Origin of the sequence: Psychrobacillus sp. FSL H8-0484, from assembly GCF_038005325.1 — a bacterium.
In the GTDB taxonomy this organism is placed as follows: domain Bacteria; phylum Bacillota; class Bacilli; order Bacillales_A; family Planococcaceae; genus Psychrobacillus.
Genome location: NZ_JBBOSZ010000001.1, coordinates 4,123,861 through 4,138,003 on the forward strand (window position 1 = coordinate 4,123,861; position 14,143 = coordinate 4,138,003).

Annotated in this window: 16 protein-coding genes; 2 read left to right on the forward strand and 14 right to left on the reverse strand. The window is 34.4% G+C overall.

What is annotated here, in order from left to right; all coding sequences use genetic code 11:
* Window positions 1-17 precede the first annotated feature (17 nt).
* The gene (locus MHH81_RS20385) at window positions 18-566 is read left to right on the forward strand and encodes a DUF3267 domain-containing protein (protein WP_340925032.1); all 549 of its coding nucleotides are present in this window, start codon (window positions 18-20) and stop codon (window positions 564-566) included.
* A 254-nt stretch (window positions 567-820) separates the two neighbouring features.
* Here the strand turns inward: MHH81_RS20385 and ychF are convergent, their stop codons facing one another.
* From ychF to MHH81_RS20400, 3 genes are all read right to left on the reverse strand, one after another.
* Window positions 821-1,921, reverse strand: coding sequence for a redox-regulated ATPase YchF (gene ychF / locus MHH81_RS20390; RefSeq protein ID WP_340925034.1), 1,101 nt, complete (start codon window positions 1,919-1,921; stop codon window positions 821-823).
* Between the two features lie 80 nt (window positions 1,922-2,001).
* Window positions 2,002-2,208 (reverse strand): DUF951 domain-containing protein, encoded by a 207-nt coding sequence (locus tag MHH81_RS20395; protein WP_340925036.1) that lies wholly within the window; start codon window positions 2,206-2,208, stop codon window positions 2,002-2,004.
* Between the two features lie 16 nt (window positions 2,209-2,224).
* Window positions 2,225-3,073 (reverse strand): mechanosensitive ion channel family protein, encoded by an 849-nt coding sequence (locus MHH81_RS20400; RefSeq protein ID WP_340925038.1) that lies wholly within the window; start codon window positions 3,071-3,073, stop codon window positions 2,225-2,227.
* A gap of 76 nt (window positions 3,074-3,149) precedes the next feature.
* Here MHH81_RS20400 and yyaC point away from each other — a divergent pair, with 76 nt between their 5' ends.
* The gene (gene yyaC, locus MHH81_RS20405; RefSeq protein WP_340925040.1) at window positions 3,150-3,749 is read left to right on the forward strand and encodes a spore protease YyaC; all 600 of its coding nucleotides are present in this window, start codon (window positions 3,150-3,152) and stop codon (window positions 3,747-3,749) included.
* On the opposite strand, the gene MHH81_RS20410 is transcribed toward yyaC, so the two are convergent.
* The 11 genes from MHH81_RS20410 to rpmH form a co-directional block, all read right to left on the reverse strand.
* Window positions 3,705-4,409, reverse strand: a complete 705-nt coding sequence (locus MHH81_RS20410; protein WP_340925042.1) for a DUF554 domain-containing protein — start codon at window positions 4,407-4,409, stop codon at window positions 3,705-3,707. The genes yyaC and MHH81_RS20410 overlap by 45 nt on opposite strands.
* 64 nt (window positions 4,410-4,473) lie before the next feature.
* Window positions 4,474-5,316 (reverse strand): ParB/RepB/Spo0J family partition protein, encoded by an 843-nt coding sequence (locus MHH81_RS20415; protein WP_340925043.1) that lies wholly within the window; start codon window positions 5,314-5,316, stop codon window positions 4,474-4,476.
* The gene (locus tag MHH81_RS20420; protein WP_340925366.1) at window positions 5,309-6,070 is read right to left on the reverse strand and encodes a ParA family protein; all 762 of its coding nucleotides are present in this window, start codon (window positions 6,068-6,070) and stop codon (window positions 5,309-5,311) included. Before MHH81_RS20420 ends, MHH81_RS20415 begins: the two co-directional genes overlap by 8 nt.
* A 132-nt stretch (window positions 6,071-6,202) precedes the next feature.
* Entirely contained in the window at window positions 6,203-7,075 is an 873-nt protein-coding gene (noc, locus tag MHH81_RS20425) for a nucleoid occlusion protein (protein WP_340925045.1), read from the reverse strand.
* A 90-nt stretch (window positions 7,076-7,165) separates the two neighbouring features.
* Window positions 7,166-7,882 (reverse strand): 16S rRNA (guanine(527)-N(7))-methyltransferase RsmG, encoded by a 717-nt coding sequence (gene rsmG / locus MHH81_RS20430; protein ID WP_340925046.1) that lies wholly within the window; start codon window positions 7,880-7,882, stop codon window positions 7,166-7,168.
* Between the two features lie 23 nt (window positions 7,883-7,905).
* On the reverse strand, window positions 7,906-9,795 hold the full coding sequence (mnmG, locus tag MHH81_RS20435; protein ID WP_340925047.1) for a tRNA uridine-5-carboxymethylaminomethyl(34) synthesis enzyme MnmG: 1,890 nt from the start codon (window positions 9,793-9,795) through the stop codon (window positions 7,906-7,908).
* Window positions 9,796-9,817: 22 nt separating this feature from the next.
* Complete coding sequence (mnmE, locus tag MHH81_RS20440; RefSeq protein ID WP_340925048.1) at window positions 9,818-11,203, reverse strand: tRNA uridine-5-carboxymethylaminomethyl(34) synthesis GTPase MnmE; 1,386 nt, start codon at window positions 11,201-11,203, stop codon at window positions 9,818-9,820.
* Window positions 11,204-11,413: 210 nt separating this feature from the next.
* Window positions 11,414-12,184: an RNA-binding cell elongation regulator Jag/EloR gene (gene jag, locus MHH81_RS20445; protein WP_340925050.1), complete on the reverse strand. Its 771-nt coding sequence runs from the start codon at window positions 12,182-12,184 to the stop codon at window positions 11,414-11,416.
* Complete coding sequence (yidC, locus tag MHH81_RS20450; protein WP_340925052.1) at window positions 12,181-12,951, reverse strand: membrane protein insertase YidC; 771 nt, start codon at window positions 12,949-12,951, stop codon at window positions 12,181-12,183. Before yidC ends, jag begins: the two co-directional genes overlap by 4 nt.
* A gap of 68 nt (window positions 12,952-13,019) precedes the next feature.
* Entirely contained in the window at window positions 13,020-13,364 is a 345-nt protein-coding gene (rnpA, locus tag MHH81_RS20455; protein ID WP_340925053.1) for a ribonuclease P protein component, read from the reverse strand.
* Window positions 13,365-13,431: 67 nt separating this feature from the next.
* The gene (gene rpmH, locus MHH81_RS20460; protein ID WP_093275488.1) at window positions 13,432-13,566 is read right to left on the reverse strand and encodes a 50S ribosomal protein L34; all 135 of its coding nucleotides are present in this window, start codon (window positions 13,564-13,566) and stop codon (window positions 13,432-13,434) included.
* Between the last annotated feature and the right edge of the window lie 577 nt (window positions 13,567-14,143).

The following is a 14,143-nucleotide window of genomic DNA, read 5'->3' on the forward strand; positions in this document are numbered from 1 at the left end:
TATTGGAGGGATTATTCATGGAAAACTATGAACAGGAAGATATCTTATCTGTCATTGAAATTGATTTAAAAAAAGTGGCTTGGTCAAGCTTAATTATGACTTTTTCATTTTCCATTATTGGAATGATCATTTATATTTCCTTGTACGGTAGCTTTCAAATAACTTTTTCATTCGTGGATTTACTATTATTCTTCTTCGGATATGTACTACTTATTATTTTGCATGAATGTTTTCATCTAGTCGGGTTTTGGTTCTTTGGAAAAGTTCCCTGGAGTAGCATGAACTACGGAGTAAATCTTAAAATGGGGATTGCATATGCAACTACTTCTATTCCTTTGCCTAATAGAGCTATGAAAAAAGCATTACTACTACCTTTTTGGACAACTGGTGTACTCCCAGTAATCATTGGGTACTCCATCCAATCACCTATGCTTGTACTTTTAGGGGCTTGGCTGATTGCTGGTGCAGCAGGAGATTTTGCAATGTATAAAGATTTAAGAAAATACCCGCCCAACATATTAATAAAGGATGATCCCGTTAAACCAAAATTATACGTTATGAAATAATATGAAAAAACATCAGGTTCGCAAAATTGCAAATCTGATGTTTTTATATATTGGCATTGTTAACAATCATATTTTACCTGTCGAAAAACCGCTTGCTTTTCGCGGACGAACTGCCAAGCCACCTTGTGGCAAACTCAGGATTTGTTCCTATAAGCTCGTTCCGGGGTCTTGGCGACTCGTTTTTTCGAAGGAGTCGCATGGATTTCGTCACAAAATATATGTTTCTAAAAAACAACAGCCTAATTTAACAGGATTTATACATTAAAACGGAACAACATAACGTCGCCATCTTGTACAATGTATTCTTTTCCTTCTAATCGAACCTTACCCGCTTCTTTTGCAGCTGTCATAGATCCAGTAGCAACTAAATCATCATATGCAACTGTTTCTGCTCGGATAAATCCTTTTTCAAAATCAGAGTGAATTACTCCTGCACATTGAGGTGCTTTCATCCCTTTACGGAATGTCCAAGCTCTTACTTCTTGTACACCAGCTGTAAAGTAAGTAGCAAGTCCAAGTAATGAATAAGAAGCTTTAATAAGTTGATCTAATCCAGACTCTTCTATTCCTAATTCTTCTAAGAACATCTGTTTTTCTTCATCTTCAAGTGCAGCCATTTCTTCTTCGATTTTCGCACAAACAACAATTACTTGTGCCCCTTCTTCTGTAGCAAATGCACGTACTTTTTGTACATATTCATTTTCTTCCGAAGCCATAATATCATCTTCCGACACATTCGCAACGTAAAGCATTGGTTTTACTGTTAATAAATGAAGGCCTTTTACTACACGTAACTCTTCTTCTGTAAAGTCGACAGAACGACCAGATTTACCCTCTTCAAAAGCTTCTTTTAAACGAGTAAGAATAGGTTCTTCTACCATTGCATCTTTATCTTTTTGTTTAGCCATTTTTACTACACGTGCTAAACGTTTATCTACGCTTTCCAAATCGGCTAAGATTAACTCTAGATTAATTACTTCAATATCAGAAATTGGATCTACTTTACCAGATACATGTGTAATATTTTCATCATTAAAGCATCGTACTACTTGGCATATTGCATCTACTTCTCGAATATGAGCTAAGAACTTGTTTCCAAGACCTTCTCCTTTACTTGCACCTTCTACAATTCCTGCAATATCTGTAAATTCAAATGCAGTTGGAACTGTTTTCTTTGGTACTACTAACTCAGTTAATTTATCTAAACGAGCGTCAGGAACTTCTACTATTCCGACGTTTGGATCAATTGTAGCGAACGGGTAGTTTGCAGCAAGTGCACCCGCTTTTGTTATTGCATTAAATAATGTGGATTTCCCTACATTTGGTAATCCTACAATCCCTGCCGTTAAAGCCATATATGTCACAACCCTTCAATTTTTTAAAGCATTTTCTTTCTATATAACCTGTTCATTATATTGATTTTACGTATAAAAGTCTATCCTTGCTCAGGATTTGCTTGAACTAATAGCCTTTTCATCTTCTTTTCAAATTCATTTCTAGGAATCATTACACTATGCTGACACCCCTCGCATTTTATACGAATGTCGGCTCCCATACGAATAATTTTCCATGCATTCGTGCCACATGGATGCTGTTTTTTCATTTCAACGATATCATTTAGTTGAAATTGCTTGCTTCCCACTTCACTCACCTACTTATTATTTACTTTGGTAAACAACCATCTTCGGATATGGAATTTCAATACCATTTTTCTCTAAGAACTCTTTCAAATCTCTACGAATATTCCTCGCTACCCCATGTTGTTGCATTGGCTTTGTTTCCGCCACTACTCGCAAAATTATTTCAGATGCAGCCAAGGTTTGCACTCCAAGTAAAACGGGATCCTTTACAAGTTCTTCATATTTAATTGATAAATCTTTCAAATATCCTTCTATTAGTTTTTCAACTACTGGGATATCCGATTCATAAGAGACACTAACATCGATTAAAGCGAGCGAATTATGAATGGAGTAATTAATAACCTCCGCAATATTCCCATTTGGAATGATATGAAGTTCTCCTGTGTAACTCTTCACTTTTGTCGTGCGAAGTCCTATTTCCTCCACTGCTCCTATAGCCTGCCCAATTTGTACTTGATCCCCTACAGCAAACTGATCTTCAAAGACAATGAAGAAACCGGTAATTACATCTTTTACTAAGCTTTGCGCTCCAAAACCAACTGCCAACCCTAAAATACCAGCACCGGCTAATAGACCAGCTACATTTATACCAAGCGTTGATAAGATAGTTATAATAGCTGTGAAGTACACAACGTATGTCAAAATATTTTGTATCAATTTCAAAAGTGTATTTTGTCTTCTCTCTGAATATGCTAACGGGCTTCTTTGCCTCATTAAAAAGACTTTTTCGATTACCCGCCCACCAACTTTTACAAGAATCCCTGTAAGTAATAAAATAACGACTATTTTTAGAGAAGTCTTTCCTAATGCTATCCAAGTATCTTCGTTAAAAAAGAATTTTTGTATTCCTTCTAATATTTTGTTCATAGATTCCTTATCACCCTCACTGAATAAATAATTTCACAGATGCATATACTATGCTAAAAAGAAAGCGAGCTTATGTATGAATACTCAAGCTACTACAGTTCAACCTACATCTACTATCTATTATAAAGAAACAGGTGTTATTTGGCGATTAAGTAACTTTTTTTTAGAGCAAATTCCTTTTGATCATCCCAATCTTGTTTTTTGTTGTATTGGAACAGATCGCTCTACTGGAGACGCGCTTGGACCAATGACAGGTTCTTTTTTAACTCAACTCGTTTCTTTTCCATTCGAAATTGTCGGTACTTTAGACACGCCGTTGCACGCTTTAAATCTGGAGGAAACAACAAAAGCACTTCTTAATTCTCCAGAAAAGCCTTATATTATTGCCATTGATGCATGTTTAGGAAATGCTAACAATATTGGACAAATTATTGTACACCCTGGCCCGCTTTATCCAGGTAAAGCAGTTAAAAAAGAGTTACCTCCAATTGGGGAAGTATCTATTAAAGCAATTGTTAATATTGGTGGTTTTATGGAGTATAACGTGTTGCAAAGTACACGTCTCAATTTAACATTCGAAATGGGGAAAGTAATTTCGCGTTCACTTCTCTTAGCTTGGCATCGCTACAATTTAAAAGTTATAAATAATCGCAACAGCGATACCTACAACAACTAAACTTGGTAAAAGATTAGCAACTCTAATTTTCGTTAAGCCCAATAAGTTTAATCCAATTGCTATAATCATAATTCCACCAGTAGCTGTCATTTCTTGCAGAAACAATTCAAGTGCAGCTTCTGGTATTAACTTTGTAATTTGTGTTGCAAATAGGGCTATCAAACCTTGATAAATAAATACTGGAATCGCTGACAATAAAACACCTATCCCTAAAGTTGCAGCAAGTATAATAGAAGTGAATCCATCTATTATTCCTTTACTAATTAACAACTCATGATCATTTTGAAGGCCGCCATTTAGTGCTCCTATTACTCCCATTGCTCCAATAACAAATATTAGTGTTCCTGTAACAAACCCTTGAGCAAGGCTACCACCTTGCTTTTTAGTGTCAAACTTACTTTCTACAAATTGACCTAGCCTATTTAGCCATTTATCCAGATCAATCCATTCTCCAATTACTCCTCCAAATACGAGACAAACAATAACTAGTACAAAATTTTTACTTTCTATTCCCATTTGAATTCCTAATACTATTACTGCAATACCAATTGCGTACATAACAGTTTGTTTCATGTTCTCTGGGATCCCTTTTAAAAGTCTCCCAATAATCGATCCGACTACTATTAATATTGCATTCACAAGTGTACCTAACAATACCATCTCTATTCCTCATTCCAATTGTAAAAATACAACCTATTCCTAGGAACCCTAGAAATAGGTTGGTTTAATCTTCTAATAATTTTAAAATTCTCTCCAAATCATCATTAGAGTAAAATTCAATTTCAATTTTACCTTTATTTTTTTCTTTATTTTTAGTAATAGAGACGGCTGTGCCAAATAAATCTCTTAATTCAGACTCTTTTTCAATTGTAAAAATATCTTTTTCTTCTTTTTTTGTTTCACGTGGAACATTTTCGTTTAATCGTTGGACTAAGGCCTCTAGTTGACGGACATTTAAATTTTCTTTAATTGTTTTTTGCATAATTAAAGGAATTGTTTTTTTCTTTTTTAATCCAAGTAACGCCTTTCCATGTCCCATGGATAAAACTCCATTAGAAACTGCTTTTTTAACAACTTCTGGTAAAGTCAGTAACCGAAGATGATTAGCAATATGTGGACGACTCTTTCCTAATCTAAATGCAAGCTGCTCTTGTGTTAAATTTAAATGTTCCATTAAATTTTGATATGCTTCTGCTTCTTCAATTGGTGTTAAATCTTCCCGTTGTAAATTTTCTAAAATAGCCAATTCCATCATTTGCTGATCATTAAATTCACGAATGACAGCAGGAATTAGATCCAAACTAACCTTTTGAGAGGCTCTAAACCTTCTCTCACCAACTACTATTTCATATTTCGAACCCTTTTTTCGAACAATAATAGGCTGTAATACCCCGTGTTCTTTAATAGATTCGGAAAGGTCTTTCATCGCCTCTTCATCAAAAATCTTTCTCGGTTGAAAAGGGTTTGGTTTAATATCGGTTAAACTAATTTGTTCCACTTTCTCTTCTTGTACCGAATCTTCCCCTGGAAAAAGTGCATTAATACCTTTTCCTAATCCTTTAGCCATTACGAATCACTTCCCTTGCTAGTTCTAAGTATACTTCGGCTCCTCTAGACTTCGGATCGTAAATAATAATTGGTTCACCATGACTTGGTGCTTCACTTAGACGAACATTTCTCGGAATAATTGTTTTATACACTTTATCTTGGAAATATTTTTTTACTTCATCGATTACTTGAATGCCTAAATTAGTTCGAGCATCAAACATTGTTAATAAAACTCCATCAATTTCAAGGTTCTTATTTAAGTGTTTTTGAACAAGGCGAACAGTACTTAATAGTTGGCTTAAACCTTCTAAAGCATAGAATTCACATTGCACTGGAATAATGATCGCATCTGAAGCTGTTAGTGAATTAATCGTTAATAAGCCAAGTGACGGGGGACAATCAATAATAATATAATCGTACTGACTTTGAACTTCTTGTAATGCTTTTTTTAAACGAACTTCACGTGAAATTGTAGAAACTAGCTCTATTTCTGCGCCTGCTAACGAAATGGTAGCTGGAACAATATATAAGTTTTCTACTTTTGTCTCTTGAATAGTTTCTATTACACTTACATCATCTATTAAAACATCATAAATACATTGGTTTACATCACCTTTATTTACCCCTACACCACTAGAAGCATTTCCTTGTGGATCTATATCAACAAGCAATACTTTCTTCCCTAAGTATGCAAGGCAGGCACTTAAGTTAACGGATGTAGTTGTCTTGCCTACACCCCCTTTTTGGTTGGCTATTGCAATAATTCTTCCCACTCTTGCACCTACTTTCATCAAAATTTATTAACTCTATTCCATTCTATCAAACTTTACAGAAAAATGAATGTTATTATTGTTACAAAAAAAAACTCTTACAAAAACATGTAAGAGTTTCATTAAAATATAATATTATGATTTCTTTTTAGGTATTCTTACGGTAATTTGATAGAATTCTTCCGTATCTTCTTCTTCAGTCTTAATATTTATTCCACTTTTCGTTACCATAGATAAAGATTGCTTTATAGTATTTAATGCAATTCTTACATCCTTACTAACTGCTTTTCTTTTTGGTTTTACTAATTTCTTTTCATCTTTAGTTGGAGGGTTTAATATCTCCTCCACTTTATCTTCTAACTGTTTTACATTCCAGTGATACTCTATGGACATATTCATCAACTTTATTTGTGCTTCTTTTTCCTTAATTTGCATTAGTGCACGTGCATGTCTTTCTGACAGCTGTTTTTTCATAATTGAATCCTGGACTTCTTCAGGTAATTTTAACAACCGCAGTTTATTCGCAACAGTCGATTGCCCTTTACCAAGTCGTTGAGCTAACGCTTCTTGCGTTAGTTCGTGTAGTTTTAATAACTTTTGATAAGCAACTGCCTCTTCGATAGCTGTTAACTCTTCCCGTTGTAAATTTTCAATTAATGCAATAGAAGCTGTTTCTTTATCACTCAAATTACGAATTATTGCTGGTACTTCCGTCCATTTTAGTTTAGTCATCGCACGGAAACGACGTTCTCCAGCAATTATCTCGTATTTTTCATCGTCCATTTTACGAATGACGATAGGTTGAATTACACCATGCGTATGAATAGTGCGTGCAAGTTCTTCTATTTTTGCATCATCAAAAACAGTTCTCGGTTGATATCTATTAGGCACTATTTTTTCAATCGCCACATTAACTACTTCTTCTAAATGATTTTGTGTAGTCTCCACAATATCATCTTGTCCTTGCTTTTCAGAACTTCCGAAAAAACGTGAAAAAGGACTTTTCATCTAACAAGCACCACCTTTTAGAAACTCTTTATACTTCATATTCACGATAAAGAAGACAATACTATAATGTTTCACGTGGAACGTTCCTCATTAAATAATAGGTGTTTTATTTGGAATACCTGGTTTTCGAGGGTATCTTTTCGGTGTGCTTTTTGTTTTAGAAAAGACATATAACGTTCTTTCACTGTTTTCAATAGGTAAAAGAAAAGAATATTCTGCACTTTTTTCAGAACCTAAAATATTTAGTGCTTTTTTAGCATCTTTTAACTCATCTGAAGCGCTAGCAGCTTTCATTGCTATGAATCTTCCTCCTACTTTTACTAGAGGAACACATAGTTCAGCTAAAACAGAAAGTCTTGCTACAGCCCTTGCAGTTACAATATCATATTGTTCTCTATAATCTTTATTTTGTCCAAAATCTTCTGCACGAGAATGAACAAAATGTACATCAGTTAATTGTAATTCTTTGCTCAAATGGGTTAAAAATTGAATTCTCTTATTCAATGAATCAACTATCGTAACTTTTAAATTTGGAAAACATATTTTCAATGGAATACTTGGAAAACCAGCTCCTGCTCCAACATCACATACGGAGAAAGAGCCAGTAAAATCCTCATAAAAAGAAGCACTAATTGAATCGAAAAAATGTTTTAAATAGACAGAAGCTTCATCAGTAATTGCGGTCAAATTCATTTTTTCGTTCCATTCAACTAATAGTTCAAAGTATTTTTTAAATTGTTGCAACTGTGTACCAGTTAGGTCAATTCCTTTTTCATGAAGGGCTTGTTTAAATTGTTCTTCGTTCATGTAGTTCTCCTCATCATTTTAGACTATCCAGTAATTTTAGCTATTTTTCCTTGTTCAATATAAATAAGTAGAATAGAGATATCCGCTGGATTTACTCCTGAAATACGTGATGCTTGTGCAATCGACAACGGACGTACTTCCATTAATTTCTGTTTCGCTTCCGTTGCAATTCCAGAGATCGCATTATAATCAATTTGATCAGGAATTTTTTTGTCTTCCATTTTTTTAAGTTTTTCTACTTGCTGAAGAGATTTTTCAATATACCCTTCATATTTTACTTGAATTTCAATTTGTTCCTTCTCTTCAATCGTTAACTCTACATCAGAAGGAGCTAGTTGAACAACTAAATCGTAGTTCATTTCTGTACGTTTAAGCAGGTCTGCAGCACGAATTCCATCTTTTAATTCGCTACCTTCCACACTTCGAATTAGTGCTTGTGTTGCTTCATTTGGTTTTATCATGAAAGAACGAAGACGTTTTAATTCATCTTCAATTCGTTGTTTTTTCTCTAAAAATCTTTCATAACGTTCTTGTGGAACAAGCCCTATTTCATACCCTACCTCGAGAAGGCGTAAATCAGCATTATCGTGACGTAATAACAAACGATATTCTGCACGGGAAGTCAATAAACGGTATGGTTCATTTGTTCCTTTTGTTACTAGATCATCAATTAATACTCCAATGTACGCATCAGATCTACTTAATACTTTTTCTTCTTTTTTGAGTACTCGTAACGCTGCGTTTATACCTGCCATTAATCCTTGACCAGCAGCCTCTTCATATCCAGAAGTTCCGTTAATTTGTCCTGCTGTATAAAGATTTTTAACTTTTTTCGTTTCAAGAGTTGGCCAAAGTTGCGTTGGAACCATTGCATCATACTCGATTGCATAACCAGCTCGCATCATCTCTGCTTTTTCAAGACCTGGAACAGAAGCAATCAGACGACGTTGTACGTGCTCTGGAAGACTAGTTGAAAGTCCTTGAACGTATACTTCTCTTGTGTTTCTTCCTTCTGGTTCTAGGAAGATTTGATGGCGAGGTTTATCACTAAAACGCACTATTTTATCTTCGATGGAAGGACAGTATCTTGGTCCAGTTCCTTTAATCATACCTGAATACATAGGAGATAGGTGTAAATTTTCGTTAATAATTTGATGAGTTGTTTCCGTTGTATATGTTAACCAACATGGTAATTGATCCATGATAAACTCAGTTGTTTCAAAACTGAATGCTCTTGGAACATCATCTCCAGGTTGGATTTCTGTTTTACTATAATCCACTGTTTTACTATTAACACGTGGAGGAGTACCTGTTTTAAATCGCACTAGGTCAAATCCTAAGTTTCGAATACTATCTGCTAATTTAATCGATGGTTGTTGATTATTTGGACCACTTGAATACTTCAGGTCTCCAATAATAATTTCCCCGCGTAAGAATGTACCTGTTGTAATGACTACAGCATCAGCTCTATATATAGCCCCTACTTGTGTAACGAGGCCTACAATTTTTTCGTCTTCAACAATTAATTCTTCTACTACAGCTTGATGGATTGTTAAGTTTTCTTGCTCTTCTAACAAACGCTTCATTTCATGTTGATATAATACTTTATCTGCTTGCGCACGAAGTGCTCGAACAGCAGGACCTTTCCCTGTGTTCAGCATTCTCATTTGAATATGTGTTTTATCAATTACTTTCCCCATGGCACCGCCTAATGCGTCAATTTCACGCACAACAATTCCTTTTGCTGGCCCTCCGATGGATGGATTACATGGCATAAATGCAATCATATCAAGATTAATTGTCAAAACAAGCGTTTTTGCGCCCATTTTAGCTGATGCTAGTGCCGCTTCCACTCCTGCATGTCCTGCTCCAACAACAATCACATCGAACTTGCCTGCTTCAAAGTTTGGCATGTTCGTAACTTCCTCTCATTTTTTATTTTCCTAAACAAAATTGTGAAAATAACTGATCAATTAAGCTTTCTTCTATTGTATCTCCAATAATTTCACCTAATATTTCCCAAGTTCTAGTCACATCTATTTGAATCATGTCGACTGGCACTCCGATATATGCTGCTTCTATAGCATCCGTTATTGTTGCTTTCGCTAAATGCAATAACGATATATGGCGTGCATTTGAAACATAGGTTAAATCGGATGCTTCAATGGAACCTTCAAAGAATAAAGATGCAATTGCTTCTTCTAATTCGTCGACTCCTTCTTCTAGTAGTAATGAAGTCGTGACTAATCGTTTATCTCCGGATAATTGTTTTACTTCGTCAAAATCCAATTTATTTGGTAAATCAGTTTTATTAATAATAACAATGTAATCCATACCTTCGATTGCTTCAAACAGTCTTCGGTCTTCTTCCGTCAGCTGCTCTGCGTTATTTAATACAAGTAGAATCAGATCTGCTTCTTTTAATACCTGTCGTGACTTCTCGACTCCAATCCGTTCTACAATGTCCTCAGTTTCGCGAATTCCAGCTGTATCCACTAATTTTAATGGAACTCCACGTACATTTACATATTCTTCTATAATATCTCTTGTAGTTCCTGCTATATCTGTAACAATTGCTTTATTTTCTTGAATTAAACTATTTAATAGAGATGATTTTCCTACATTAGGTCTTCCAATTATTGCAGTGGAAAGGCCTTCTCTCAGTATTTTCCCTTGAGATGAAGTAAGTAATAATTTTTCAATTTCTTCCCTCACCCAAGAACCTTTCTCTATCATAAGTGGGATGGTCATTTCTTCTACATCATCGTACTCTGGATAATCAATATTCACTTCAACTTGCGCTAATGTCTCAAGTAGTGCCTGCCTCAAAGTTTTAATAAGTCTAGATAATCGGCCATCCATTTGCCCTAAAGCAACATTCATCGCTTTATCTGTTTTTGCTCTTATTAAATCCATAACTGCTTCAGCTTGTGATAAATCAATTCTTCCATTTAGAAATGCACGTTTTGTAAACTCCCCAGGTTCTGCAAGTCGCGCACCATTTATTAATACTAGTTGTAGAACACGATTAACTGATACAAGTCCACCATGACAATTTATCTCTACTACATCTTCTCTAGTAAAAGTTTTTGGTCCTTTCATTAAGGATAGCATTACTTCTTCTACTACTTCATTAGATCTGGGATCCACTAAATGTCCATAGTGTATCGTGTGAGAAGCTTGGTTAAATAAATCTTTTCCATTTGGTGACTGAAAAACTTTGTTTGCTATTGCTACTGCACTAGTTCCACTAAGTCTTACTATTGCAATTGCCCCTTCTCCAAGAGGAGTAGAAATAGCAGCTATTGTATCAAATTCCACAAGTGTCCACCTCCTTACAATTTTTTAGTTATCCACATGTGTATAACTAAAACGAACATGACTATCTAACATATAACAATAACATAAATTATATAAAATCAGAAGTATAGAAGCTTTTATTTATCTGAACAAAAAGTAGCAGCTACTTAACGATCATTCTTAAAAGTAAGAAACGGATTTCAGCTAATAAATAGCTAAAATCCGTTTACTTTATTTTATTGATTCAATAACTAAATAACGATTTGGATCTGTACCTACCGAGTATGTTTCAATATCCACGCGAACAGACAATGCATTATGAATTATCTTTCTTTCAAAAGAAGACATTGGTTCAAACTCTACTTTATTACCAGTACGGACAGCCTTGTCCGCCATTCTTTCAGCAAGTTGTTCTAATGATTCTTGTCTACGCTCACGGTAATTTCCAACATCCAACTTAATAATAATAAATGAATGAGAAAACTTATTCGCGACTAGCTGAGATAAATTTTCTAACGCATTCAATGTTTGTCCACGCTTTCCAATTAGTAGAGCTGCTTTCTCGCTATTTAAGTGAAGGTGGATAAACTTCCCTTCTTTTTTCTCAGTTATTACTAAATCATCAATTTTCATCTCTTTAGCTATTTCATTAATATATTGAATGGTTTCTTTTACAGCTAAGTCATTTGTGTTCTTAAGATGATCTGCTTTCTCTACTGAAAGTAGTGGTGTTGATTCTACTTCGACTACTTTTTCTAAATCGTTCATCTCATCTACTTCTACTCTTTGAACTTCTTGTTCCTCGGAAGCTACATCGACTATTTCTTCTTTCTCTAAAACAGTTACTTCAACAACTGCAGGTTTTACTCCAAATCCCAGAAAACCTTTTTTACCTTTTTCCACTACTGTAATTGACACATCTTCTCTCGAAACTCCAAGCTTTTCTAGTGCAATATTTATAGCTTCTTCTTTTGTAGGTGCAGTTTGCGTAATCTGATTCATTTTTTTGCCCCTCCCGATTTAACAGGTTCTGTTTTTCGCTTGTTCCAAGGTTTATAAATGAATAAATTTTGAATAATAGAGATAATATTTCCGATAACCCAATATAATGTTAGTGCTGAAGGTAAAGCAATACCAAATCCCATAATCATAAACGGCATAATATACATCATTATTTTCATTTGCGGATTATCCATTGCTGGACCTGTACGTAAAACGATAAATTGCATAACCCCTGCTAGAATTGCTAAGAAAATACTTGGTTCCGCTAATGTAAGGCCTAAGAAATCACCCAAGTTAATTTCTGGTGTGTTATTCATTCGACTAATTGCATGGTAGAAGCCGATTAATATTGGCATTTGAATAAAAACAGGTAAACATCCAGCAGCTGGATTAATTCCTCTTTCTTTAAATAGTGCCATCATTTCTTGCTGATATTTTTGCTGCGTTGCGCTGTCTTTAGAACTGTATTTTTCTTTAAGTTTTTTTAGTTCTGGCTGAACTTCCTGCATATTTTTAGAACTTTTTGTTTGCTTAATCATTAATGGTAGAATTGCTAATCGAATAATAATTGTTACCATTATAATTCCTAATCCATACGTGCCTAATAAACCTTTAAAATAAGTAATAGCTGAGACTAACGGCCAAACAATATATTCATTCCAAAAGCCTTTTGAATTAGAGTAGATTGGCTCATTAAATTCATTACATCCAGCAAGTAAAGCGGTTGTAACTATTAGTAAAAGTACTAATGATAATCTCTTTTTCAACCTTCTTTCCCCCTATTATAACTAATATATCTAGTTTTAATCTTACCACTTCAAATAAAGACTTCACACTAGCTTTTCTTTTTCATTACTTTTGCAATCTTAAATACATGCTCAAGACTTTTCTTTGTTTCATGAAAGTCTAACTTGGCCGCCGGATTTCTGGCGATAATAATATAATCCTTATTTGTATATACATAATCATTTAATTCTAAAAAAGTTTGACGTATATACCGTTTAATGCGATTACGAACTACTGCGTTACCAACTTTCTTGCTAACAGATAGCCCAACTCGGAAAAAGTCTTCTTCATTATCTAAGCAATAAACAACAAATTGTCTATTAGCAAATGATTTCCCTCTTTTAAAGATCGTTTGAAACTCTGCGTTCTTTTTTATCCGTTGTTTCTTGTTCATCCATTCACCTGCTCCAACTAATCGTTGTATTAAAAGAAAAAAAAGACCACTGAAATGGTCAGTGGACTTATGCTGATAATACTTTTCTTCCTTTTGCACGACGTGCTGCTAATACGCGGCGACCGTTTTTTGTACTCATACGTGCGCGGAAACCGTGATTTTTTGCACGTTTACGGCTATTTGGTTGGAATGTACGTTTCATCTATATGACACCTCCTGAGTTGATCATCTTAAAATGTTCCTTAGACAGTCTCCGATATTATATATAAATTAGTACGCTTTTGTCAATTTTTTTTTTAAATCCTCCCTTTGGAACAGCACTCTACTTTATCCACAAAAAATATCTTCATTACTTTTTTACCTGTGTATAAAAAAATAGCACACAAAAATTATCCACATAGCTTATGAACATGTTTTAAACATACTCATACACTGTGGACAACTTGAGTTGTTAATAATTTAATTATTGTGGATAACCTTAAAAACGCTTGTAATTACAACGGTTTTTTGATACGATGTTTGTGTTTTACTTTTTCAAACGAAATTCCCTGTTTTTCTTTATCCACAACTGTTAGTAATCTGTGGATAAGTTTTTCCACTTACGTTTATAATATTTATCCACAGCTAGTGGATTTGTGTATATGTCCTTATAATTTATACATATTAATTATTTTAAAGGCTTCGACCAATATTAAAACATCGTCTGATGTATTTGGAGGAGAAACAGAAATAGATAAGAAATTTTTTCTTATCAATCTGTAAAAAAGGAGATAAGATTA

Bases quoted from the DNA above. Each gene is read 5' to 3' on its own strand.
- MHH81_RS20385 (WP_340925032.1), top strand. From the start codon at position 18: ATGGAAAACTATGAACAGGAAGATATCTTATCTGTCATTGAAATTGAT.
- ychF (WP_340925034.1), bottom strand. From the start codon at position 1,921: ATGGCTTTAACGGCAGGGATTGTAGGATTACCAAATGTAGGGAAATCC.
- MHH81_RS20400 (WP_340925038.1), bottom strand. From the start codon at position 3,073: ATGAACAAAATATTAGAAGGAATACAAAAATTCTTTTTTAACGAAGAT.
- yyaC (WP_340925040.1), top strand. From the start codon at position 3,150: ATGAATACTCAAGCTACTACAGTTCAACCTACATCTACTATCTATTAT.
- MHH81_RS20410 (WP_340925042.1), bottom strand. From the start codon at position 4,409: ATGGTATTGTTAGGTACACTTGTGAATGCAATATTAATAGTAGTCGGA.
- MHH81_RS20415 (WP_340925043.1), bottom strand. From the start codon at position 5,316: ATGGCTAAAGGATTAGGAAAAGGTATTAATGCACTTTTTCCAGGGGAA.
- noc (WP_340925045.1), bottom strand. From the start codon at position 7,075: ATGAAAAGTCCTTTTTCACGTTTTTTCGGAAGTTCTGAAAAGCAAGGA.
- rsmG (WP_340925046.1), bottom strand. From the start codon at position 7,882: ATGAACGAAGAACAATTTAAACAAGCCCTTCATGAAAAAGGAATTGAC.
- mnmG (WP_340925047.1), bottom strand. From the start codon at position 9,795: ATGCCAAACTTTGAAGCAGGCAAGTTCGATGTGATTGTTGTTGGAGCA.
- jag (WP_340925050.1), bottom strand. From the start codon at position 12,184: ATGAATCAGATTACGCAAACTGCACCTACAAAAGAAGAAGCTATAAAT.
- rnpA (WP_340925053.1), bottom strand. From the start codon at position 13,364: ATGAACAAGAAACAACGGATAAAAAAGAACGCAGAGTTTCAAACGATC.
- rpmH (WP_093275488.1), bottom strand. From the start codon at position 13,566: ATGAAACGTACATTCCAACCAAATAGCCGTAAACGTGCAAAAAATCAC.